21 protein-coding genes, 4 tRNA genes and 1 pseudogene are annotated in these 21,651 nt (G+C 67.1%); 14 read left to right on the top strand and 12 right to left on the bottom strand.

What is annotated here, in order from left to right:
* Window positions 1–137: 137 nt before the first annotated feature.
* The 8 genes from ABNF93_RS33495 to ABNF93_RS33530 all read left to right on the top strand — a co-directional run bounded on the left by ABNF93_RS33495 (window position 138) and on the right by ABNF93_RS33530 (window position 5,780).
* Entirely contained in the window at window positions 138–1,010 is an 873-nt protein-coding gene (locus tag ABNF93_RS33495) for an FtsK/SpoIIIE domain-containing protein (protein ID WP_349332284.1), read from the top strand.
* Window positions 1,011–1,218: 208 nt separating this feature from the next.
* Window positions 1,219–1,539: a hypothetical protein gene (locus ABNF93_RS33500; RefSeq protein ID WP_349332285.1), complete on the top strand. Its 321-nt coding sequence runs from the start codon at window positions 1,219–1,221 to the stop codon at window positions 1,537–1,539.
* Window positions 1,532–2,008: an RRQRL motif-containing zinc-binding protein gene (locus tag ABNF93_RS33505; RefSeq protein ID WP_349332286.1), complete on the top strand. Its 477-nt coding sequence runs from the start codon at window positions 1,532–1,534 to the stop codon at window positions 2,006–2,008. Before ABNF93_RS33500 ends, ABNF93_RS33505 begins: the two co-directional genes overlap by 8 nt.
* Window positions 2,005–2,367 (top strand): hypothetical protein, encoded by a 363-nt coding sequence (locus ABNF93_RS33510; RefSeq protein ID WP_349332287.1) that lies wholly within the window; start codon window positions 2,005–2,007, stop codon window positions 2,365–2,367. The genes ABNF93_RS33505 and ABNF93_RS33510 overlap by 4 nt, the downstream gene beginning before the upstream one ends.
* Window positions 2,368–2,469: 102 nt before the next feature.
* Window positions 2,470–2,646, top strand: coding sequence for a hypothetical protein (locus tag ABNF93_RS33515; RefSeq protein ID WP_349332288.1), 177 nt, complete (start codon window positions 2,470–2,472; stop codon window positions 2,644–2,646).
* A complete protein-coding gene (locus ABNF93_RS33520; RefSeq protein ID WP_349332289.1) occupies window positions 2,643–4,313 on the top strand; it encodes a replication initiator in 1,671 nt (556 codons plus the stop codon). The genes ABNF93_RS33515 and ABNF93_RS33520 overlap by 4 nt, the downstream gene beginning before the upstream one ends.
* Before the next feature lie 49 nt (window positions 4,314–4,362).
* Window positions 4,363–4,548: a helix-turn-helix domain-containing protein gene (locus ABNF93_RS33525; RefSeq protein ID WP_349332290.1), complete on the top strand. Its 186-nt coding sequence runs from the start codon at window positions 4,363–4,365 to the stop codon at window positions 4,546–4,548.
* Window positions 4,545–5,780 (top strand): tyrosine-type recombinase/integrase, encoded by a 1,236-nt coding sequence (locus tag ABNF93_RS33530; protein WP_349332291.1) that lies wholly within the window; start codon window positions 4,545–4,547, stop codon window positions 5,778–5,780. Before ABNF93_RS33525 ends, ABNF93_RS33530 begins: the two co-directional genes overlap by 4 nt.
* Before the next feature lie 87 nt (window positions 5,781–5,867).
* On the opposite strand, the gene ABNF93_RS33535 is transcribed toward ABNF93_RS33530, so the two are convergent.
* The 4 genes from ABNF93_RS33535 to ABNF93_RS33550 form a co-directional block, all read right to left on the bottom strand.
* A tRNA-Phe gene (locus ABNF93_RS33535) sits at window positions 5,868–5,944 on the bottom strand.
* Between the two features lie 37 nt (window positions 5,945–5,981).
* Window positions 5,982–6,055 (bottom strand) — tRNA-Asp (locus ABNF93_RS33540).
* Window positions 6,056–6,102: 47 nt separating this feature from the next.
* Window positions 6,103–6,175, bottom strand: a tRNA-Glu gene (locus tag ABNF93_RS33545).
* A 150-nt stretch (window positions 6,176–6,325) separates the two neighbouring features.
* Window positions 6,326–8,035 (bottom strand): metallophosphoesterase family protein, encoded by a 1,710-nt coding sequence (locus ABNF93_RS33550; protein ID WP_349332292.1) that lies wholly within the window; start codon window positions 8,033–8,035, stop codon window positions 6,326–6,328.
* Window positions 8,036–8,106: 71 nt separating this feature from the next.
* Here ABNF93_RS33550 and ABNF93_RS33555 point away from each other — a divergent pair, with 71 nt between their 5' ends.
* Window positions 8,107–8,448: a metallopeptidase family protein gene (locus ABNF93_RS33555; RefSeq protein WP_502877675.1), complete on the top strand. Its 342-nt coding sequence runs from the start codon at window positions 8,107–8,109 to the stop codon at window positions 8,446–8,448.
* Window positions 8,449–8,538: 90 nt separating this feature from the next.
* Here ABNF93_RS33555 and ABNF93_RS33560 read toward each other — a convergent pair whose 3' ends face one another.
* Both ABNF93_RS33560 and ABNF93_RS33565 read right to left on the bottom strand, forming a co-directional pair.
* Window positions 8,539–9,594 (bottom strand): helix-turn-helix transcriptional regulator, encoded by a 1,056-nt coding sequence (locus tag ABNF93_RS33560; protein ID WP_349332294.1) that lies wholly within the window; start codon window positions 9,592–9,594, stop codon window positions 8,539–8,541.
* Window positions 9,595–9,944: 350 nt separating this feature from the next.
* Complete coding sequence (locus ABNF93_RS33565; protein WP_349332295.1) at window positions 9,945–10,418, bottom strand: GreA/GreB family elongation factor; 474 nt, start codon at window positions 10,416–10,418, stop codon at window positions 9,945–9,947.
* Between the two features lie 342 nt (window positions 10,419–10,760).
* On the opposite strand from ABNF93_RS33565, the gene ABNF93_RS33570 reads away from it, so the two are divergent.
* The gene (locus tag ABNF93_RS33570) at window positions 10,761–11,402 is read left to right on the top strand and encodes a flavin reductase family protein (protein WP_349332296.1); all 642 of its coding nucleotides are present in this window, start codon (window positions 10,761–10,763) and stop codon (window positions 11,400–11,402) included.
* A 26-nt stretch (window positions 11,403–11,428) separates the two neighbouring features.
* On the opposite strand, the gene ABNF93_RS33575 is transcribed toward ABNF93_RS33570, so the two are convergent.
* The gene (locus ABNF93_RS33575; RefSeq protein WP_349332297.1) at window positions 11,429–12,928 is read right to left on the bottom strand and encodes a dihydrolipoyl dehydrogenase family protein; all 1,500 of its coding nucleotides are present in this window, start codon (window positions 12,926–12,928) and stop codon (window positions 11,429–11,431) included.
* 140 nt (window positions 12,929–13,068) lie between these two features.
* Between ABNF93_RS33575 and ABNF93_RS33580 the strand changes: the two genes are divergently transcribed.
* Window positions 13,069–13,701, top strand: coding sequence for a DM13 domain-containing protein (locus tag ABNF93_RS33580; protein WP_349332298.1), 633 nt, complete (start codon window positions 13,069–13,071; stop codon window positions 13,699–13,701).
* A gap of 76 nt (window positions 13,702–13,777) precedes the next feature.
* Entirely contained in the window at window positions 13,778–14,371 is a 594-nt protein-coding gene (locus tag ABNF93_RS33585) for a YdeI/OmpD-associated family protein (RefSeq protein WP_349332299.1), read from the top strand.
* Here ABNF93_RS33585 and ABNF93_RS33590 read toward each other — a convergent pair.
* Complete coding sequence (locus ABNF93_RS33590; RefSeq protein ID WP_349332300.1) at window positions 14,362–16,902, bottom strand: MFS transporter; 2,541 nt, start codon at window positions 16,900–16,902, stop codon at window positions 14,362–14,364. The two genes, ABNF93_RS33585 and ABNF93_RS33590, sit on opposite strands and share 10 nt — an antisense overlap.
* 335 nt (window positions 16,903–17,237) lie before the next feature.
* Here ABNF93_RS33590 and ABNF93_RS33595 point away from each other — a divergent pair.
* Window positions 17,238–17,310, top strand: a tRNA-Lys gene (locus tag ABNF93_RS33595).
* A 200-nt stretch (window positions 17,311–17,510) separates the two neighbouring features.
* On the opposite strand, the pseudogene ABNF93_RS35190 reads toward ABNF93_RS33595, so the two are convergent.
* The 3 genes and pseudogenes from ABNF93_RS35190 to ABNF93_RS33610 all read right to left on the bottom strand — a co-directional run.
* A pseudogene (locus ABNF93_RS35190) lies at window positions 17,511–17,870 on the bottom strand (tyrosine-type recombinase/integrase); the annotation flags it as partial.
* Window positions 17,871–18,022: 152 nt separating this feature from the next.
* Window positions 18,023–19,027, bottom strand: coding sequence for a hypothetical protein (locus tag ABNF93_RS33605; RefSeq protein ID WP_349332302.1), 1,005 nt, complete (start codon window positions 19,025–19,027; stop codon window positions 18,023–18,025).
* 164 nt (window positions 19,028–19,191) lie between these two features.
* Window positions 19,192–19,368, bottom strand: coding sequence for a hypothetical protein (locus ABNF93_RS33610; protein ID WP_349332303.1), 177 nt, complete (start codon window positions 19,366–19,368; stop codon window positions 19,192–19,194).
* A gap of 1,294 nt (window positions 19,369–20,662) precedes the next feature.
* On the opposite strand from ABNF93_RS33610, the gene ABNF93_RS33615 reads away from it, so the two are divergent.
* Window positions 20,663–21,130: a GNAT family N-acetyltransferase gene (locus tag ABNF93_RS33615; RefSeq protein WP_349332304.1), complete on the top strand. Its 468-nt coding sequence runs from the start codon at window positions 20,663–20,665 to the stop codon at window positions 21,128–21,130.
* A 361-nt stretch (window positions 21,131–21,491) separates the two neighbouring features.
* On the opposite strand, the gene ABNF93_RS33620 is transcribed toward ABNF93_RS33615, so the two are convergent.
* Window positions 21,492–21,651 (bottom strand): integrase core domain-containing protein (locus tag ABNF93_RS33620; RefSeq protein ID WP_349332305.1); only part of this gene is annotated, 160 nt, incomplete at its 5' end.

The following is a 21,651-nucleotide window of genomic DNA, read 5'->3' on the forward strand; positions in this document are numbered from 1 at the left end:
CCTGCCGCGGCTGCTCCGGCAGCAACGGCTCCAGCCGCTGCCACTCCTCATCAGTCAAGTCATGACGATCAAACACACCAATGATCTATCGAACTTCGACCACCAAGATCTACGGGACACGCCCTAGATTGCTCAAGGTGATCCCCGGCCGCAAGGCCGGGGACTCCCCCCACATCCCCAACCCCACCGACAACGCGTCTCACGCGCAGGTGTCTGGGCTGTCGGGCTACGACACCGTGCACTTCGGCATCGACGAGTACGGCGACCCGTTCGGCATCGAACTCGCCACCCGCAGCCTGCTCATCGGCGGGGTCTCCCGGTCGGGCAAGTCCGGGTTCATCTCCAACGGTGTCGGCCACATGTCCCAATGCACCGACACCCGCATCATCCTCATCGACGGAAAGATCGTCGAACTCATCCTGTGGCGAGACATCGCCGACTTCTTCGTCGGCCCCGAGATCGACCTCGCCATCCACGTCCTGACCCAGCTCCAGGCCGAGATGAACGGCCGCTACGACTGGCTCACCGCACGCCGCCGCCGCAAGGTCGTCAAGGGCGACGGCATGGACCTCATCACCGTCTGGATCGACGAACTCTCGGTCTTCACATCCGTGTACGGGTCGAAGGACCAGCAGGACCGGTTCCTCGCCCTGCTGATGGACCTCGTACAACGCGGCCCCGCCGCCGGCATCTTCGTCTGCGCCGCCACCCAACGTCCCAGTGCGGACATCGTTCCCACCAGGGTTCGCGATGTCTTCAACTACCGGATCGCGTTCCGCTCCACCACCGAGGCGTCGAGCGACATCATCCTCGGCACCGGCTGGGCCGACAAGGGCTACGACGCCTCGAAGATCCCCACCAACCGGCCCGGCGTCGGCTATTGCCTCGCCGAAGAGTCCCGGCCCTTCAAGTTCCGCTCGGTCTACCTCGAAGACCACGAAATCGACACCCTCGTCGCCCGCTCCATGTCCATCCGCCACGGCCTCACCCGAGGAGGTGCAGCTGCATGAGAGCACACGTCGATGGCATCGAGCATGCCTGGGACGACGCCGGGCTGTGCCAGATCCACGGCCGCCGCTGCTCGATGGCAACCACACAAGAGCACACCGGCGTGTGCTCCTGCGCCAGCGGGTGCGGATCACACCCGCTCGCCGACCCTGGCGTCTTCCCTGCCTGCCACTGCTGGTGCCACCACCCCACGAACGGAGGTGCAACCACATGACCCATCACCAGGAAGAGCACCTGATCCGGATCGTTCAGAACACCGCCGAGATTGTCACCGCCGAGGCGGTGATCGACACCTACCCGGGCGAGTTCATCAACACCGACGACGCCGCCGACTACGCCGCGACCATCGCCGAAAAGTTCCCGTGGGGCTGGGCCTGCACATGCGGCCAATTCGGTACCGCTGACCGCACACCCGAGCAGGCGGCGTTCAACGCACCCGACGAACACCGCCACTTCACCGGCCGTCACGACCAGGTGCTCGTCCTTGACCCCCACATCGGCGACCACAGCGGAGGTGAGCCGGATGAGTGACTACCGAGGACCACGCAACCGCAAGAAAGCCCGTCGGGCTCGGCGTCGCCGGACCGACAACCGCCGCTACCGGATCGAGTTCTACGACCCCAATGGCACCGACCACGGCGGGATGCCGACCTACGGGTGGCAGATGGCACCCGAAGGGCTCGCCACCAAACGACAGCTCCTCGCTCTGGAGCTATGCCCCGGCGGACAACCGATCGCCGCACAGGTGCTGTGGATGCGCTACGGCAAACCGGCCGTGGCCCACCTCTACCGCATCGACCACGCCAAACCCAAGCGAGTCCCGAGCCTCGCGCAACTTCACGCGATCGAGAAGGCACTGCAAGCGCGCCGCATCTGCCCACTGTGCAAGGAAGACGCCGGCTACACCATCCCCACCTCGCTCGGCTGCTGCGTGGACTGCCACCGCGAACACACCGAACACGAAGACACCTACGGCTACCGCGAAGGAGAAGCAGCATGACCACTCTCGCCACCACGATCGGTCTCCCCGGCCTGATCGCCGCACTCGCTGTTCTGTCCGTCGTCGCCCTGGTCGCGGGCAAGGTCATCGACGGACGCACCGGACCCACACTCGCCGTCCTCCTGGTCGGTATCCCCGCCGCACTCGGCGCCGGCACCATCCACGGCTGGCTCATCACCACAAGCGCCGACATCCGGTGGTTGTTCGCTGGCGTCTTGACCCTCGCCTTCGCCGGCGTCGCCGGCTTCCTCTCCACCGCCATCTACCTGTCGGTGCAGAACAACCGACCAGACGACACCAACGACATCCAGATCGACATGCATGAGGCGGCCGATGCACACCACCGCATCGCCGCATGAGCACGCAAGCGGGGACCCCGGCCACCAGTCCACTACCTGGCCTGGTCGGTCGGGGCCTCAAAACAGCAGCACCACCCGCCACGAAAGGAAGGAGATCCCGGGATGGCTGTTCACGTTGAGGCCGCGTACGACGCGACCTGTGACACCTGCGATGCCACGTTCAGCGCCACCGCTGGCCTTGTCGGCACTGTTGGCGAGTTCGCCGACTACGGCTGGCTCGTCGACGACACGAACGCCCTCTGCCCCGCCTGCGCACGCCGCGAGGGCGCCGCAGCATGACCGCTTCGACCTCGACCCTCACCCCCGACACCCAGGTTGTGTCGGGGGCGGTGGCCGACGCCGAAACAACGATCGACCTGGCGAACCTGACCGGGCTCGACAAGTTCACCGCGACCACGACCGCGATGGCCCGCGGTGCCCGACCCGACTATCCGCGTTGGCTCCGCCACGTCCACTCCGCAGCCGGGTGTAGCCAACCCGTGCGTCTCGCCGGGCAACTCCGCACCCGCACCATCAACGCGGCCACCGGCCAGATCATCAACGAGACGGCCACCTCGACCGCGCAGATGCCGGACGGGGTGATCTACAAAGCCTGCGGGAACCGCCGCGCCTCCGTGTGTCCCTCGTGTGCGGAGATCTACCGGGCTGACGCCTACCAGCTCGTCGCCGCCGGCCTCAAAGGTGGCAAAGGCGTACCCGAGACGGTGGGTGGGCATCCGGCGGTGTTCGCCACTCTGACCGCTCCCGGGTTCGGCATCGTCCACACCACCCGCACCAACAAGAAGAACAAGCCCGCGCCCTGCCGCGCTCGCAGAAGCCCCGACCTGTGCCCCCACGGCGTGGACCTACGGTGCATGCGAGTCCATCAGGACGGCGACCACCGCCTCGGCACACCCCTCTGCGGTGACTGCTACGACTACGACCACCACGCCGTCTGGAACGCCCAAGCGGGCGAACTGTGGCGACGCACCCAGATGACCGCCAAGCGGCTGCTCGACCGGTACGCCCGCGACCACGGCCACGTCACCCGCGTCAGCAACCCTGGTACGGGTCGTCTCCGCTGGGGCAAGACGCAGGTGCGGATCTCGTTCGGCAAGTGTGCCGAGTTCCAGCGACGCGGCTTGGTCCACTTCCACATCCTCGCCCGATTCGACGGCATCAACCCCGACGATCCCGACGACGTGATCCCGCCGCCGGCGTGGGCCAACTCGTTCCTGCTCGCGTGGATTCTCCGCAAGGCCGTCGAACAAACCTCGTTCCAGACTCACGGCCTGGTGCTCAACGACCACCACGGCCACCAGCTCGTCAACAAGCCCGACGGCTGGCCCATGGCCTGGGGAAGCCCTCAAGGCATCGACATCCGCCCCGTCCGCGTCCGAGGCACCGACCCCCTCACCGAAGAACGCGTCGCGGACGAGCTCGACCACACCGGCCGCCGCCGCATGCTCACCGGCAACGCCGTCGCCGGCTACCTCGCCAAGTACGCCACCAAAGCCACCGAGATCACCGGCCACACCTCCCGCAAGATCACCCCCTCGACGGTCGAGTTCTACGCCAACAACACCCACCCCGGCCGGCTCATCGCCTCCTGCTGGCGCCTCGGACAACGCGGCCTCCAAACCACTTCGGAGTGGGAGGACAGCGGCTACCACCGGCTACGCCGCTGGGCACACATGCTCGGCTTCGGCGGCCACTTCTTCACCAAGTCCCGCCGCTACTCCACCACCTTCCGCCAACTCCGCAAGGCCCGTGTCGACTACCGCCGAGCACACCACGAACGGCAAGAGCACCTCGAGGAAAACGAAGAGATCGAGACCATCGCCGAACTCGTCTACGCCGGCACAGGCTGGCACACCACCGGCGACGCCCTGCTGGCCAACACCGCCGCCGCTCTCGCCCGCGAACACCGCTACGTCGGACGCCTGGAGATCGCCACCACCGGTTGACGCGTACGTGTCAACCACCCCCACAACCACGCGAAAGGAGTACCACCGCATGGATCACCTGCTGTTGACGACGGCCGAAGCGGCTGAGCGGCTCCGCATCGGCAAGAGCACGCTGTACGACCTGATCCGATCACGTCGTCTCCGGACCGTGAAGATCGGGAAACGCCGCCTGGTGCCGGTCGACGCCCTGCCGGAAGTGATCGCCCTGCTCGCAGAAGAGGAGGCGGCAGCATGACCGAGAAGGCGAGGGAAGGGAGGAAGCGGCGACCCAACGGCAACGGCACCGTCTATCAACGCAAGGACGGTCGGTGGGTCGCTCGCGCGTACGTCCTGATGCCGAACGGCACGACCGCTCGGCGGGACTACTACGCGGACACTGAGAAGGCCGCGAACAAGGCCTTGGTGGCGGCGCTGTCAAGGCTGCATCAGGGCATTCCTGCAGAGGCGACAGGCTGGACGATCGAGCGGTTCTTGCTCTACTGGCTGGATCACGTGGTGCTGCCGGCCAGGAAGCCAAAGACCTACCAGGGCTACGGCGTGGTCGTCCGTGTTCATCTGATCCCACGGCTCGGCCGGAAGAAGCTTCACCGTCTCACGGCTGCGGATGTCCGCACGTTCCTGACCCAGGTCCGGAACACCTGCCTGTGCTGCCTGCACGGCGTGGATCGCAGGCGGGCTGAGGGCGATCAGAGGTGCTGTGCAGTAGGCAAGTGCTGCGAGCAGGTCCCCTCGCCCCGCCTAGTTCAGCAGGTCCACGCCGTTCTACGGAACGCTCTACAGGCTGCCGTCAGGGAGGAGCTGATCGGCCGCAATGTCGCCAAGTTGGTTCAGGTCTCGACTCCGACCTATGAGGTCAACCGCGGAGTCGGTGCCGACGAAGCGAGGAAGCTCCGGGAGGTCGCCGAGAATGACAGGTTCTACGCGCTCTACGTCCTGGCGCTCTACCTCGGGCTACGACGCGGCGAGCTGCTCGGACTGCGATGGGAGGACATCGATCTGGAGAGGGGAGTGCTGGAGGTGCGGCGTAGTCTGCAACGGGTCGGCGGGCGTCTTCAGCCGGTCACGCCCAAGACCAGGACCTCGCGGCGAACCATCCCACTCCTCGGCATCTGCATCGATGCGCTCAGGCAGCAAGCCGAGAGGCAAGATCGCGATCGGGAGCTGGCCGGGTCAGAGTGGGCGGACTCCGGCTACGTCTTCACGACGACGACCGGGACGCCGGTCGAGCCGGACAACCTTCGGCGTAGTTGGTACCCGATTCGGGAGGCGGCAGGGCTGGGTCCGATCCGGTTCCACGATCTACGGCATAGCTGCGTGACGCTGCTCCTGGATCTTGGAACGGCGCCGCACATCGTGCGAGACATCGTGGGTCACTCTGACATCGATGTCACGATGACGATCTACGCCCACGCCTCACTGGATGAGAAGCGGGCAGCGGTGCGGAGGCTGGATGAGCGTCTTCGCTAGTGGTCAATCCGAGCGGCGTTGGCGTCAAGGCTGGCGTCAATCGGCCCTACAGCGCGTCCGCCGATTTGCGTTTGCGCTGGTCAGAGGTGGTGGGCAGGGACGGGATCGAACCGTCGACCTTCCGCTTTTCAGGCGGACGCTCGTACCGACTGAGCTACCTGCCCATCAACTGCGGTGACCGGCTTGCACCGGCCACCGCAGCGACCCCGACGGGACTCGAACCCGCGACCTTCGCCGTGACAGGGCGACGCGCTAACCAGCTGCGCTACGGGGCCATGCCTTACGTACCGGCGCCGACGAATCTATCGCACGGCGGCGGTCGTGCCCCCAACGGGATTCGAACCCGTGCTACCGCCTTGAAAGGGCGGCGTCCTAGGCCTCTAGACGATGAGGGCAAGCTGCAGCGGATCTTTCCGCCGTCAGGGACCGCCCAAGTCTATGGGTACGCCGTTCGCCACTCCAAACCGGGCACACCCGGAGTCCCCGGATCGCGAGTGGACCGCCGACGCGCCGCCGATGCAACGCTGACGGACCGCCAGGCCGGCCTAGCGCGGTGCGGCGGGGCTTTCCGGCTCTGTCTCGCCGGAGTCGGGCGTACCAGTCGATCCTGCCCCAGGTGAGGACGGTGCGGACGGCGAGGGCGAATCGGACGGCGAGGACTCTTCCTCGGGTAGGCGGGTGATCGTCGGCGTCGGGACAGGGCTCGTGGGCACTGGACCCGAGGGACGCGGGATCGGGCTGGGCGTGGTGGCCTCCTCGTCGGGCTGTACCTGGTGCCGGTCGATCTTGGCCGAGGTGAGGCCGAGCCCGCCCAGGGTGATCTCGTCCCACGCCTGGAGCTGCCGGGTCGACCGGTCGAGATAGAGCACCGAGAGTTCGATAGGCGCTGGTTTGTCCTTCTCGAGGGCGCGCAGCCCGGCACCGCCGGTCGTACCCTCCTGCATCAGTCGACTGCCGCCGGGGAGTACGAGGTTGAGCCGTTCGTGGCCGTGCCCCGTCAGCAGCAGGGACGCGTGTCCGTCGAAGAACGCCGCGCCCGCGCTGTCGTGATAGACGATCGCGTCGACCGCGGGCTCAGACTTCTTCGCCACGTTGGCGATGGCCGCCGCCTGGCGGGCGACCGCTTCGGTCTCCCCGGCGATGTCACGCCCGTCCCGGTCCGGTGTGAAGCGGGGATCACCCGCGCCGAGGAACCGGATTCCCTCGACCGTCTTCACCTTGCCGTCCATCACGATGACGTTGGGCAACTGGCGCATGGCTTCCTCGGTCTCCACGGAGTCGTGGTTGCCGCGGACCCAGACATACGGAACGCGAAGAGAGGGGATCCGCTGCAGGAAGTAGTTCTCGGCCGGCAGGCCGTGGTCGGTGATGTCGCCGGAGTCGACGATCACGTCGACGGAGTACTGCCGGGTGACCGAGTCGATGATGTCCCAGGCGTGCTCGCCGAGGTGGAGGTCGGCGACGTGCAGAACGCGGATCACGTCGTCCTCGGGTTCGTACGCAGGAAGGGTCGACGTCACGTCATAGAGCTTGGTGACATTGGTGACGAGCCGAGTGAGCTCGTCGGCGTAGGCGTCGAAGTTCTCGGCGATGTCGCGCGCATTGCCGATGAGGGAGGGCGCGCCGGTGAGGAGGCCGGTGTACTTCGGTTCGGTGACGGCGCGCGGGTCGACGGTCATGCTGGCGAGCCCGAAGACCGCGAGGATCGTGACCGCCATACTTCCGCCGGCGATGATGGTCGGCGTCCGGCGGCGGGCCACGATGAGGGTCACCAGCATGGCGCTGAGGGTCCCGATCACGAGCGCTTTCGTCGCGGTGGCGTATACGCCTTCCCGCAGGTCACGAATGATCACCGGCTCGATCTTGCTGAGCACCTTCGGGTCGGCGAGGATCCGTTCCGCGGCCTCCTGGTTGATCCGGTCGACGGAGACCTGGAGCTGGACCGGGCCGTTGTGGGTGTCGAGTTCGAGGGTGCCGAGTGGGGGGAGGGAGAGGACGGACTCGCCGCGCCACGACGGGATGAGCCGCATCGTGGTCTCGACCGGACCGACCGGCTGCTGGGTCGCGCCGAAGAACGCGATGCCGAACCATGCACCGGCGTACGCGACAACCGCGAGGACCACGATCATGGCCGGCCGCCGCAGTCGCGGGACCACCCGGCCCGCGAACCGCCGCAAATGCCGCGTGAACTGCCAGAGCGCTCCGGCGACGGCGATCGCGCGCCTTCGAAGGTCGGACACCGGGTGGTCGGGCATCCCCACCGTTGTACCCCACCTGCGGGGCGACCTCGCAATCAGGGCGGGTCGAGAATGGCGATGTGCTGGAGATGTCGCGGGAGAAGTTCGAAGGCCTGGTCGCCGAGGCGCTCGACGAGGTGCCGCCGGATCTTGCCCAGTTGATGGACAACGTGGTGGTGCTCGTCGAGGACGATCCGCCGCCGGGGGAGGGTGACCTTCTCGGGTTGTACGACGGTACGCCGCTGACCGGGCGCGGCTATTCCTACGCAGGCGTCCTGCCCGACCGGATCACGATCTTCATGAACCCGACGCTGCGCATCTGCGAGACCGTCGAGGACGTCGTCGAGGAGGTCCACATCACCGTCGTCCACGAGATCGCCCACCACTTCGGCATCGACGATGACCGCCTGCACGAGCTGGGCTACGGCTGAGCCATGCCTCGGCCGCGGCGTGGGGGATTGGCGGGTGAGGCAGGGCAGGGGCGGTCGTCCGTAGGCAAGCAACGCCCCGCCCCGTGCGGGTCAGCCGTTCATGGCGGCTGGAGCGCCCGAGCCAGTCGACGAGCCGGGTCGACGCCGCAGAGACGTGGCGTCCGATCCAGAGACCCAGCCGCGTTCGGCTGCCCGGAGCCCGGCCTCGAACCTGCTCCGCGCGTCGAGCCGGGTCATCAACTCGGCCATCATCCGCCTGACGGTACGCAGGGATACCCCGAGTTGGCGCGCGGCCGACGCGTCGGTCATTCCTCGGCCGAGCAAACGGAGCAGATCACGCTCCTGAGGGGTCGGAGCGTCAGCCCGGACCTGAGCCGGGGCGGGTGCCGCGAGGCGTGCCTCGCCCCAGACGTGGTCGAAGAGTTCGGAGAGGGCCGCTGCGAGGGCGCGGTTGTGGACGACGAACGCGGCCGCCGCGCTCGGTTCGGCGGGAACGATCGCCGTCATCCGGTCGACGACGAGCATCGCGGGCGGCAGGGACGGAGTGGTCCGGGCGCTGCCACCGCGGGACACCAGCCAGCGCGCGTGCGCCCGGCCCGCGTCGTCGGCCAGGATGCTTCCGGCGTAGATCGCGCGGACGGACACGCCTCGGTCGATCGCCTTCTCGATCGCGGCGGGGGACACGCCGAGTGCGATCCCGCGTGCGCCCTCGGCGAGGATGCACATCACCGCCGACCGTGACGCCGCGAGCATGTCCTCGACCCGGCCGCGTACGGCGGCGCCGCTCCGCGACAGCTCGTCCGGAGCGGTTGCTCGCGACCCGTCGTACGCGGTGTATGCGGCGACCAGGGCCGCGAACGCCTCCTGGCTGCGGGACAGCTCGTGCTGTTGGGCGAGAAGCTTCGCCTGTCGACGCGCGATGGACGGACCGAGGCCACGCCGCGGGTCGAGGGGAATGAGCCGGCTCGGGTCCTCCGGCGACGCCGCCGCGAGGCCGGCCGCGACGAGTCTCGCAACCACCCGGTCGCCCTGCGCGCGTGAAATCCCGAGACGTTCGGTCATGCGCGCTGCCGTGGACACGTTGCCCTGGAGGAGGAGGTGGTACGCCTCGCGCATACTCCGATCGAGGCCAAGCACGTCGGACATGGCCAGGTTCCTTAGGTATCCGCCCGCTGAGAGATACCTCTGATTGTGCTCCCATTGCGGTGCCCCTTGACGGGAGCACTACGCGGACCTGTGGAAAAGTTCCGTCCTCGGACTCGGCGCGAGGCCGGGCAGGGACCGGCGGGCAGCGTGACCACGAAGAGTGCGCGGGTCATAGGCCCGCGCACTCTTCATGAACACGATCTGAGGCGGTGTACGCCCGGCGACGCGCGCCGCGGTAGGGCTTGCCCCGACCTCGACGATGAGGCGGTGTACGCCTGGCGAGAAGCCGCCGAGGCATTCACCGAGGCGTTCCCAAGGCGTCCCCCAAGAGCCCCGACGGGGCGCGCGGGTCAGGCTGCCCGGACCTCGACGATCTCGACGGTGAGTTCGCCCACGGGCGCGTCGTAGGTCACCTTGTCGTTGACCCGGCGACCCATCAGTGCCTGGCCGAGCGGGCTGGTCGGCGTGAGTGCGACGACATCTCCCGCCTGCTCCTCGATCAAGCCGACCTGGTAGGTCTCGGTGCTTCCGTCGTCGAAGCGAAGCGTGACGACGGAACCCACCGCAACGGTGTCGTCGGGCGCGTCGTTCGCCACTGTCGTCGCCGACAGGAGGTCGCGAATCCGGGCCAGACGCCGGTCGATGGACTCGATCTCGATCTGTTGCGTGGCGAACGACGCCTGGTCGACAAGATCGCCGCCGGTGTCGCTGCCTTGTTCGGCGACAAGCTCGGCGCGTCGTTGCGTCAGCTCGATCTCATCCTTCTCCAGGCGGGTACGCGCGGATGCGGAGAGCTGGTGGACTTGATGGTCGAGAAGACTCACGGCGACCACACTCCCTCGGTTGCCCCCAGACGTCGGCCAGGAACCGAAGACACAGATGTATGACCCCGGACCGCCGTCATCGACGAAGGCCCCCATCCTCTCACGCCGCGCCCACATCGGATGTCGAGTATCAAGGTCCGGACGCCCTAAGTGAAGAACTCGTTACGCACCGCGGGTAACAGGGAGATATCGGTGCTCCGGAGGGGATTGCGTACCAGCATGCTGTTCGTCCCGGCCTCCCGGATCCATCCCCGACTGTCCGTGACGTCCGCACTGCGCAGAACCTCCGGCAGACGTGGGTCGGGCGCGCACCGGCAGGTCGTCAGGGGCAGGCTAAGGGGCGTGCCTACTCAGGAAAGTGGCGACGAGGCCGCGGGCGGCGGGTTGATCCACGGCGACAACCCGTTCCTGCCGCCGCCGCACGAGCGCGATCCGGTACGCCGGCTGCGAGGCCGGTTGGCCGCGCCGGTGACGTTGTGGTCGGCCGGCGTGCCGGTCACCGGTACCGCGGGCGTCGCGGCCACCGGTACGGTCGGCGTCGCGGCCACCGGTACCGCCGGCGAGTTGGCGGCCGGTCGTCCGCGTCGGGCCGCTCTTCCGGTGTCCGCCGTCATCGTGGCCGAGGGTGAACCTGGCCTGATTCTCGGGCTCGTCGACGGCGACTCCGAACTGTGGCCGCTGCTCGAGTCCACCGGGCGGTTCGCGGTCTCCGTTCTGCGCTGGGAGCACCGTGCGCTGGCCGATGCGTTCGCCGGTCTGATGCCGGCGCCGGGCGGGCCGTTCCGGCTGGCCGAGTGGACGGACACGGACTGGGGTCCGGTCCCCACCTCCGTACAAACCTGGGCGGGGTGCCGGCTCATGCGGGCCCGGCCGTTCGGCTGGGCGTTGGCGGTCGAGGCAGAGCTCGAACGCATCGAACTGGGGGAGGAGAGCGACCCGCTCCTGCACCGTCGTGGGCGTTACTTCACGGCGCCGGGCGGCTGAACCGTGGACGGCCCGCCGATCGGACGTCACATCCCGTACGCCTCGAGCAGCCGGAGCCACAGCTCGTTCACGGTGGGATAGGCGGGTACGGCGTGCCAGAGTCGCGGCAGCGGGACCTCGCCGACGACGGCGACCGTGGCGGCGTGGAGGAGTTCGCCGATCTCCGGACCGACGGCGGTGAACCCGACGATGACCAGACGTTCCTGGTCGACGACGATCTTCACGTGTCCGGTGTAGCCGTCGGCGCGGAGCGCGGCGCCGGCGACGTTGCCGACGTCGTACTCCACTGCTTGCACGACCACACCCGTGTCCCGCGCCTGTTCCTCGGTGAGGCCGACGGTCGCGACCTGCGGGTCGGTGAAGACGACGGCCGGCACCGCGCCGTGGTCGGCGGTGGCGGCGTAGGGAGACCACGCGACCGGTGCGGCATGCTCCCCGTGCGCCCGTGCCGCGATCGCGTCGCCGCAGGTACGGGCCTGGTACTTCCCCATGTGCGTGAACAACGCCCGATGGTTGACGTCCCCGGCTGCGTAGAGCCAGCCGCCCTCGACGGCGGTCACGCGGCAGCTGTCGTCGACGTCGAGCCAGGAGCCGGGTTCGAGGCCGACGGTCTCCAGCCCGACCGTCGCGGTGTTGGGTTCGCGCCCGGTCGCCACGAGGAAGGCGTCGGCGCTGACGTCGTCGGCGTCGGTGGAGAGGACGACCGGCCCGTCGTTCTCGCGGGCGACGGAGCGGACCGTCGTGGACGTACGCACCTCGACGCCCGCGGCGCGGAGCGACTTCGCGACGTGCTCGCCGGCGAAGGCCTCGAGCGCCGGCAGCAACCGGTCGGCCATCTCCAGCAGGGTGACGTGCGAGCCGAGATCGGACCATGCCTGGGCGAGCTCGCAGCCGACGACGCCGCCGCCGAGGACCGCGAGCCGTTTGGGTGCCTCCTTGGCGCTGGTCGCGTCCCGGCTGGTCCATGGGCGTGCCTCGCGGAGTCCCGGGATCGGCGGCATGGCGGCCTTCGATCCCACGCAGACGCCGACGGAGTGGCGGGCTTCGAGCACTCTGGGCGGTGACTCGTCGGTGGGCTGGACGACCACCCGCTTCGTACCGTCGAGTCGTGCGCTGCCCCGCAGCACCGTGATGCCGGCGTTCTTGGCCCACTCGATCTGGCCCGAGTCGTTCCAGTGAGAGGTGAACGCGTCGCGGCGGGCGAGTACGGCCGGAACGTCGAGCTGCCCATTCACCGCCTCGGCGGCTCCGGGTACGGCGCGCGCGGCCCGTAACGCCTCGCCGCTGCGCAGCAGGGCCTTGCTCGGCATGCAGGCCCAGTAGGAGCACTCGCCGCCGAGGAGTTCCGACTCGACGAGGATCGCGCTGAGACCGCGCTTCACCACCCGCTGGGCGAGGTTCTCGCCGACGGCTCCACCGCCGATGACGATGACGTCGTACACATTCTGGTCCGCCGCTGTCTGGCCAGGCTGGCCCGTCTCGTTTGGCTTGCCCGTCTCGCCGGGTTCGGTCGTCTCCTCGCTCATGGCGGCCCGCGACTCTCCTTCGGACATGGCGTGTCGGACATGGCGTCTCGGACATGGTGTACCAGGTCTCACCCGTCAGCGTAAGAAGTTGGTAACCGTTCAGGGGGCATCGAAACCTTGGTCGAGTCGTTGTGGTGGACATGACGCGGAGGAAGCAGGGCTTGTGGCGACGCCGGCGGGGCGTCCTGACGGTGGTGACCGTGCTCGTGACCGCGGCCGTCGCAGGCGGGCTGGTGGCCTTCGAACCATGGCGGCTCTTCACCAGCAGCACGGTGAACGAGGAGATTCCCGTGTCGGTCGCCGAAGAAGCGGCGACGCCCACAGCCCCGAGTACGGCGCCGAGCCCGACTCGGAGCGCCAGCGCCACGCCGAGCCCGACTGGGACCGCCAGCGCCAGCGCCAGCCCGACGCCGGACGACACGCCGGCCGGGCCCAGGGAACTCGCGAGTGGGCAGTTCGTCACCCAGGAGCACGAGACGACGGGCACTGCCCGGATCCTGCGGCTTGCCGACGGCGAGCGCTACCTGCGGCTCGACACCTTCTCCACCTCCGATGGTCCTGACCTGCACGTCTGGATCACCGACCAGGCGGCGGGCGGGTCATGGGGGAAGTACGACGACGGCCGATTCCTCCGGCTGGGCGAGCTGAAGGGCACTGACGGCAACCAGAACTACCGGATCCCGGCGGACGCCGACCTGGCAGGGCTGCGGAGCGTGGTGATCTGGTGCGACAGGTTCAACGTCGCGTTCGGATCGGCGCCCCTCGAGTCGTAGTGGCGGGACACCTGCCTGTCGGCGCAGGCGTACTGGCTGATGATCCACTGTCGGTGGCTGCTGTTTGACTGACGCCGTGAACAGAAACGCGAGTGTTCCGCCCGAGCTGCCGGTGCTCTCGTTCCCGACGACGGTGGCGTTCGGCGCCTGGCTCGCCGACCATCACGAGACCTCCGCCGGGCTGTGGCTCAAGATCGCCCGGAAGGGATCGGGCGGAGAGTCGGTCACCTATGCCGAAGCCGTCGATCTCGCCCTGTGTCACGGCTGGATCGACAGTCAGGCGAAGTCCTTCGACGACGCTCACTGGTTGCAGCGCTTCACCCCGCGCAAGCCACGCAGCAAGTGGTCGAAGATCAACTGCGACAAGGTCACCCGACTGATCGAGTCCGGCGAGATGCGTCCCGCCGGACTCCGCGAGGTCGAGCGGGCGAAGGCCGACGGTCGCTGGGACGCGGCCTATGACGGCCCACGAACGGCGACCGTGCCTGACGACCTGCAGGCCGCGCTGGAAGATGACGCCGCGGCGCGCGAGTTCTTCGCCGGTCTCGACAGCCGGAACCGCTACGCGATCCTCCACCGCATCGCCGACGCCAAGAAGCCTGAGACGCGCGCGCGGAGGATCGAGAAGTACGTCACGATGCTGGCCAGGAAGGAGAAGCTCTATCCCTGACGGTCCGGCTCCGGGTAGCGGAGCTCCACGTCGTGCTGGTGGTTGTGGCCGGCGGCGACGTGGATCTCGCTGGCGCAGGGCGGATACATGCTCGCGACCAGCGTGTAGTCACCTTCGGGCAGCTCGTCGAACCTGTAGTGCCCGCTTGGCCCGGACGCGGTTGCCCGCACCACGCGTCCCCACCCGTCGACCAGGGTGAGCCTGACGTCGGAGATGCGCCCGGCGCGGCCGCCGCTGACCGTGCCGTGCAGCCGCCCGCCGCCGGTCAGCTCGACGTCGCACCGCACCTTCTGCGTCTCGGGAATGTGGACGACCTGGGCGGACGCGCGGTATCCCGGGGCGGTGACGGCAAGGGTGTAGGTGCCCGGCTCGACGTCACCGAGCAGGTAGCCGCCGCTGGTGGCCGTGGCACCGCTGAGCACGACCTCGCCGTCATGGTCTGCGAGGGTCACGGCCGCCGCCGCGACCGGCTCACCGGTGGCGTTCTTCACCGTGCCGTGGATGCCGGTCTCGCCGGTCATGGTGAGCTCGACGGTGGTCGGGTCGTGGCGTACGTCGACGACCTGCGCGTACGGATGGTGGGCGTGGGCGCTGGCGATCAGCAGGTACGGAGCCGGGGAGGGTGCGGTGAGCTCGTAACGACCTCCGCCCGCGGCCACACTGCGGGCGACCTGTTCGCCCGCGATGTCGCAGAGGGTGAGGACGACGCCCGGGAGAGGGCGGCCGTCGGATCGGCGTACGACTGCCTGGATCCGCCGGGGACCCGGTGAGCCGTGGTCGCTGTCGCCGGTAGGCGCGTCCGGTGCCGTATCCAGTGCTGTATCCGGTTCCGTGGTCGATGCGACGGGCGGTGTGGCGGCCGGAGTCTGTGCTGGTGGCGTGGCGGCCGGAGACGGACCGACGTGGTTCGGGTTCCGGCTCTCGGTGTGGGGGGGTTCTTGGCTGCGGTTTCCTGGGCCGCGTTGTTCCGGGCTCGAGGGTTCCGGGCTCGAGTGTTCCGTCGTGAGGGTGTCCCCGGGCCGGTCACCGGCAGGCGCGTTCGCGTTCCACGCGACATGACGAGCGGTACGGAGTGTGCTCTCCTCCAGTACGCACGCGATCAGCAGGCCGGCCAACAGGACGGGGACGGCGTACCGGAACGTCGGCGGCAGGCCGGCCGCGAAGGAGGCGATCCCCTCCGCGTCGAGGTGGGGGAGTAACCAGGCGAGGCCATCAGCGGTACGCGCAAGGCCCAGGGGAAGCTCGCCGTTGTCGTCGAGCCAGGCCGGCGAACCAGCCGTGAGGGCACTGACGTCTCCGCCCAGTCGGTCGTGGACGAGGGCGCCGGTCGCGACCGCACCCAGGAACGCGCCACACTGCCAGAAGTAGTTCGTCATCGCGGTCGTGACGCCCAGCAGGCAGGGGCCGGCGACATTCTGCGCGGCGAGGACGACGACCGGCATGACCAGACCCGCGCTCACGCCGATGGCCGCCAACGCGACGGTGACCTGCCACTGTGGTGTGTCGGCCGTGAGTGCGGAAATCCGTCCGATGCCGACCATGGCAATGACAATGCCGAGCGCGAGGAATATCCGGTACGAAACAGTCTTACGCATGGTCGTACCCGCAACCAGTGCGGCGAAGAAAAAGCCGCAGCCCAACGGCAACAAAGCTGTTCCGGTTTCCATGGACGTGGTGCCTCGTATGAGCTGCAGGCTCACCGGAAGGTAACTCGCGACGCCGAATACCGCGACGCCGATGAGGGCTGCGACGATGCTGGTGACGACAAAGGAACGATCACGGAAAAGCCGTAGCGGAACTGCGGGCGGCCGGACGTACCTTTCCACCACCATGAACACCGCGATGGCCACGCCTGTACCGCCAAGGAGGCTGAGCATCACCGCGGAATCCCATGCGTACCATGTCCCACCCAGAATCACCAACAGAGAAACGCACGCGGTGACACACGACAGCAGTAGCGCGCCGACCACATCGGGCCGGACCTTCAATGCACGAGGTGGTCCGGGAATCTTGCCCGCGAAGCCCACGCAGGCAAGGGAGAGGACGATGACAGGTATCTCGACGTAGCAGCACCACCGCCACGTGAGGCGGTCGACAAGTACCGCACCGAGAAGTGGGCCGGTGAAAGACGCCAGTCCGAATACGCCGAGGACAATTCCGAGGAGCGGGGCGGATCGGCGTGGCGTGGTGAGTCCTGCGACAATGGACTGTGCGCCGACGAGGATGCCGGCGGTGCCGATTCCCTGCATCATTCTGAAGGCGATGTATTCGGAGAATCCGGGCGACCAACTCGCGAGGGCGGCGCCGAGGACAAAGATTGTCGCCGCGACCATGAAGAGCTTCTTCCGCCCGACGGTATCGCCGAGGGTGCCGAAGAGCGGCATTCCGGCGGCGACGGCGAGAAAGTAGCCGGGAGCCACCCAGGTCCACTGGTTGCCGGCGTTCAGATCAGCGTCGACGGCCTGCAGGACGGATGGCAGCATCGTCGAGTCGAGCGCCGCGGCAAGGGTGGCCAGCAAGAGACCGGTCACGATGGCGCCCGCGCGGCCTCGGCTGAGCGGTGTAGGTCGTGGGTCGCGGCTCGGGCCAGGCGGTGCGACGGTAGGGCTCGTCGCGCGTCGCACCTGCCGGCCCACCCTCGGATGTTGCGGCGAACCCGGCTTGGTCGAGGTCGCGGTGTTGCTGGTATCGGTCGTGGTCACAGTCACACCCCCGGAGACTCAGTCACCGAGATCACTGTACGGCTCCGCGCCAGTACGGATAGCAACCGAGGGGTAGGTGTCGCGTACCGAAGCTGGGAGGCGGGTCGCCGCCACCGCCCTTGGCTCAGGCTCACCCGCGGTCCCGATAGGCTGCGTTCACTGCCGGGCCGTTAGCTCAACTGGCAGAGCAGCGGACTTTTAATCCGCGGGTTCTGGGTTCGATCCCCAGGCGGCCCACCCTGTTTGACCAGGCGAAACGAACGGGGCGGCCGTAACCGACCGCCCCGCTGACCCCCGCGCCTGACCCCAACGGCACCCTTCCGTGCCGTCGTCCAGAGGAAGTTGAGGCGGTCGACTGCCGTGCGTTGGACTCGCTCGGTGACGTCGACGTAGATGAGTTTCGTGATGGTTGGGGAGCTCTGGCCGAGGACATCCTGGACGTGCTCGACAGGCACACCCTGTTCGTACAGCAGCGTGGCGCAGGAGTGTCGGAGATCGTGGAATCGGATGCGTCGCACGCCTGCCCGGTCACAGAGGGTGGCGAAGTGCCTGTTGATGTTGCGCGGTTCGATTGGTGTGCCGATTTTTGTGGTGAAGACCAGGCCGTGGTCGTTCCACGCCTTGCCGGCCGCCTCCTTCGCCTCCTTGTCCTGCTGCGCTCGATGCTCCTCGAGGGCGGTGCGGCAGGCGTCAGGGACGGCAACGGCCCGCTCGGACCCATCCGACTTCACCCGCCCGAGCTGGAGTTTTCCGTCGGTGCGGTAGAGGGCCTGGCGGACACGGATGACGCCGCGCACCAGGTCGACGTCGTGCTATCGCAGTCCGAGGGCTTCCCCGCGCCGCAGGCCTAGAGACAAGGCCACTGCGCGTCGCCCGCTATCTGTACGTCCCGTTTTCGGCACTTCTCCGGGTCGCCGAAGAAACCACGAGTTGGAGTTAGCGATCTTCGTCAGCGGATTGTGGCGTGCCAGACTTTCGCTTTTCCGTCGATCGGGTCGAGCCGCTCCACCCAGGTGACTTTTGTTCCGGCCAACCTGACCGAGGCGACGGAGGGGTGGGTTTTGCCTAGGGTGTGCAGGCATCCGGTGCGCAGGTCCAGCAGGTAGTTGGCGTTGGCCGTGAAGCTAATAGCGTCACGTCCAGCATCGAGCCAGCCCGCGGGTGCACGCACCTGGGCGATCTGTCGAGCGTCTTTGTAGACTTTGACGGTCTTGTGGTCTTCGACCCATGCGGCCGTATCCCCTTCGGCGACAAGGAAGAAACCGCTGCTGGTCCTGCTGCTGTAGATCAGCTCGGTCTTGCCAGTCCGAAGCGACTTGCGGTGGATGGCATAACCCGGCTCGTTCGGACGTTCAAGGTGGATGGCTGCGTAGTAAAGCCAGCCGCCGGTGGCGCTGGGACTGACCGCATCCCTGACCTCCAACGTGGTGGGTTCGGACCCGTCGACCACCCGGCTGTAAATGTTCACGACCGGCGCCTTGCCCTTAACGGGATTCGGCCGGGCCTCGGCCCAGTAAACCTTCCCTTCGTAAAGATCTGGAATCGTGTAACCGGGAACGGTGGGCGCAGAGTCGAGCTCCTCGATCTTGGTCGCCCTCGCGAGTTCAATGATCTTCCCAGTCGGCCGGTCGGCCGCGTACATCACCCAGTTCGACGTGCTGAGGACCTGATCGGGCTGTTCCAGCCACACCACATGGTCGGCGTCGAACGCGGAGAACGTGGTCTGGGTGCCTTCGTGGCGGTCGTGTTGGCCCCGTATCGTCTGCTGCTTTCCGGTGGCCGGGTCGAGGATCGTCAGGATGCCGGGGTGCAGACCGGATGGCTCGTCATGCCGACCACTTTCGACTAGAATCTCGCCCGACTCGGCCAAAGCCTGATACGACGCGGACTCGGAGCGGATCTTGTCGGGAAGGATCTGCTCATCGCTGATGATTCCAGCCTCTCCGGCCGGCACGGCGTCTCGACGTCGCAGACGCATTGGGTCGCACTCAGCCCCATCGTGGCCAACCGAACTCGCCGCCTTTGATGCCTCGGGGTCTTGTGCTCCACGGTCGTGGGGTCCGGACGAGCAGGCGGTCACGGACAAAGCCGTGACCGCCAACGCGGCGATGATACGTGTCACCAGACGATCGCCTTATCTTTTGATCGGATGTAGGAATTGACGAAGTAGTTCATGGTGCCACCGTTGAAGAACTGCTCCGATTGCCAGGGCAATACAGAGTCGGCTGAGAAGTCCGCCATATGCGTACGGTCCCAACCGTCGGAGTCGACGAAATAGTCGTAGGTGGCGACCAAGTGGCCGATACTGATGGTTGAGTGATGGTTGTAGTGCGGGTTAGCTTCCCCTCAATTTTCATATGTGGATACCGCGACAGACACCCCGGGTGTCGATGTCATCGGTGACGTCGGCTTTGAACTCAACGGGAGTCGGGTCGTCCCTGACGACGTACCAGGCTGGATCTGCGCCATAGAGCCACCTATTTGAGCCCCGCCTGATGTGCTCATGGAAGGTGCCGTCCTCGCCAGCCGGCGCATCTAGATACGCAGCCTTCGCCAGGTTCTGCTGGTTCAGTGCTTGTCCGTCATAGGCGGAGTCCTGGCTGTTGGTACCGCACCAGCTAATTTCCGTCTGCGCCCGGTGCAGAAGGTTAAGAGACGTGGACTTCCGGATCCGCCCAGGTGGGTGAAGCGGCGACGGCAAGGCCCACGCTGTCGGCGGCGGTCAGCAGGGCCAACGTAATTCTTGGCAACGAGACTCCTTCAAAAACGACGACAAGTGGGCACACACATCCGCAGCTAGCAGGCAGACAGATTCACCGTGCAGACGTTCGATACGTACGACTTGCCTATGAGTCCCGCCCTGAGCCGCCGCCCGTTGAGGGGCACCGTATATGCCCCTCTTTGGGACCTGCTAGTCCCGTCGCTGGCCGACTTTGTACAGGGGCCGCCGTCCATCCGGTGGTACCTGATGGGCCTGGGTGACAGGGGGCAGGCCGTCACTGTCACAGCTGTCACTGTGACACTCAACCCGCTTCGACCTGCGGAAACGCGAGTGACAGGGGAGTGACAGTCGTCAGGTTCCTGTCCTTCCCACACTCTCTCTATGTCCGGCATCCCCCCGATGTTTCAGCCGGGTTGTTCCGGCCGGACGTCACAGCGCCACAACGGGGGCGTCGCCGAGCAGCCATGCACGTAGCCGTCACCAATAGCTCATGTTGTGCACGCGAAGTGCGCACTAAAAGAGCGTGAATCGGCCGCACGAAATCAGCCCGCCCGGTCCTTTTAATCCGCGGGTTCTGGGTTCGATCCCCAGGCGGCCCACCTGTAAAACGCCTGGGCAGGGCGCGTCTGACACCTGCTGCCCAGCACTGCCGGATGTTCCGAGCAGCACCGCGGCTTGGGAACGTACGTCGTCGCGCCAACAACGCGCGGAGTGGGACGTTGACGGGCTAGCGAGCGGGGCGTTCCGGGGGCACGTCAGGGTGATCAACCGCAAACCGGCGTGCGCTGCCTGACGCAGAGGTGTCAAGCTGCGCTAATGGTGACAGTCAGGGTCGTTGAACCCGAGGATCTGCCCTTCCTATGGGCGATGGCCGTGCTGCCTCACATAGGTGCTACGGCCGATCCGTCTGTCCCGATCCCACTGCCCGCTGCTTGCTTTGCGCCGAAACAGTTCTCCGACCTCGCCGACCCGTTCGCCACCATCCTCGGGGTGGGTGGAGATTTCTTCGTGGCCGAGACGGACGGCAACCTGGTCGGGATGGCAGGCTTCCGCCCGACCAGCTTCCCGGCCCGGGTCGAGGTCATGCATGTGCGAGTTCACCCTGCACTGCGCCGGCACGGGATTGGCCGCGTGTTGATGACCGCGGTGGAAGCAGGAGCGGCGAGCCGCGGATTCAAGGAGGCATGGCTGGACACGGCCACGAACATGCCCGTAGCCATGTCCTTCTATGAAGTCCTCGGCTACATCGAGGTGGGCCGGGAGAGCAGGCCAGATTGGCACTGGACGCTCGTGTACTACCTCAAGGAGCTGCCGACGTCCGCGCTGAGCTACTGAAAGACGCGTCAGGGAGGGTGGTCCGGCCATCGGACTGCCAGATCGAGAATTGAGGCGGGTGACGCTCAACCGGTCGTCCCACGCTCAGGAGTATGCACCGGGACTGCCCGTGAGTGACCGCTTAAAGCCGAGGTGGCTAGCACGCCGGACGGCTACACCGCTGTACCGGTTGCAGTCTGGGAACCACGCATGACCCGCCCTGTACAGGGCTACCACGCGGCCCTACGTTGGGCATGATCAGACTCGGTAGGAGCTTGTGATGGATGGTCTGCTGTGTCTCGCCCATGAGGGCTTTCGTCTGCGCCCTGCTCAACCGTACGACTTCGAGGCGATCATGCGACATGGTGACGATTCTTGCTGGCTAGGTGTTCCCGATCAGGAGGTTGGTGACGCCGTGGTGGAGTTGTGAGGCTGGGGGTTGGTCTCCGACGGCGGTGTGTGGGCGATGGTAGTTGTAGTGGATGTTCCAGACTTGGATGGCTTCGGCGCGTTGGGTTTCGCTGGTCCAGACTCTGGCGTTG

This window comes from Actinopolymorpha sp. B9G3, assembly GCF_040120725.1.
In the GTDB taxonomy this organism is placed as follows: domain Bacteria; phylum Actinomycetota; class Actinomycetes; order Propionibacteriales; family Actinopolymorphaceae; genus Thermasporomyces.

What these genes read in the sequence shown, in the direction of transcription:
- ABNF93_RS33580 (WP_349332298.1), top strand. Translation starts at nt 13,069, where the DNA reads ATGACGCGGAGGAAGCAGGGCTTGTGGCGACGCCGGCGGGGCGTCCTG.
- ABNF93_RS33515 (WP_349332288.1), top strand. Translation starts at nt 2,470, where the DNA reads ATGGCTGTTCACGTTGAGGCCGCGTACGACGCGACCTGTGACACCTGC.
- ABNF93_RS33525 (WP_349332290.1), top strand. Translation starts at nt 4,363, where the DNA reads ATGGATCACCTGCTGTTGACGACGGCCGAAGCGGCTGAGCGGCTCCGC.
- ABNF93_RS33550 (WP_349332292.1), bottom strand. Translation starts at nt 8,035, where the DNA reads ATGCCCGACCACCCGGTGTCCGACCTTCGAAGGCGCGCGATCGCCGTC.
- ABNF93_RS33560 (WP_349332294.1), bottom strand. Translation starts at nt 9,594, where the DNA reads ATGTCCGACGTGCTTGGCCTCGATCGGAGTATGCGCGAGGCGTACCAC.
- ABNF93_RS33555 (WP_502877675.1), top strand. Translation starts at nt 8,107, where the DNA reads ATGTCGCGGGAGAAGTTCGAAGGCCTGGTCGCCGAGGCGCTCGACGAG.
- ABNF93_RS33530 (WP_349332291.1), top strand. Translation starts at nt 4,545, where the DNA reads ATGACCGAGAAGGCGAGGGAAGGGAGGAAGCGGCGACCCAACGGCAAC.
- ABNF93_RS33520 (WP_349332289.1), top strand. Translation starts at nt 2,643, where the DNA reads ATGACCGCTTCGACCTCGACCCTCACCCCCGACACCCAGGTTGTGTCG.
- ABNF93_RS33500 (WP_349332285.1), top strand. Translation starts at nt 1,219, where the DNA reads ATGACCCATCACCAGGAAGAGCACCTGATCCGGATCGTTCAGAACACC.
- ABNF93_RS33575 (WP_349332297.1), bottom strand. Translation starts at nt 12,928, where the DNA reads ATGAGCGAGGAGACGACCGAACCCGGCGAGACGGGCAAGCCAAACGAG.
- ABNF93_RS33615 (WP_349332304.1), top strand. Translation starts at nt 20,663, where the DNA reads ATGGCCGTGCTGCCTCACATAGGTGCTACGGCCGATCCGTCTGTCCCG.
- ABNF93_RS33505 (WP_349332286.1), top strand. Translation starts at nt 1,532, where the DNA reads ATGAGTGACTACCGAGGACCACGCAACCGCAAGAAAGCCCGTCGGGCT.
- ABNF93_RS33510 (WP_349332287.1), top strand. Translation starts at nt 2,005, where the DNA reads ATGACCACTCTCGCCACCACGATCGGTCTCCCCGGCCTGATCGCCGCA.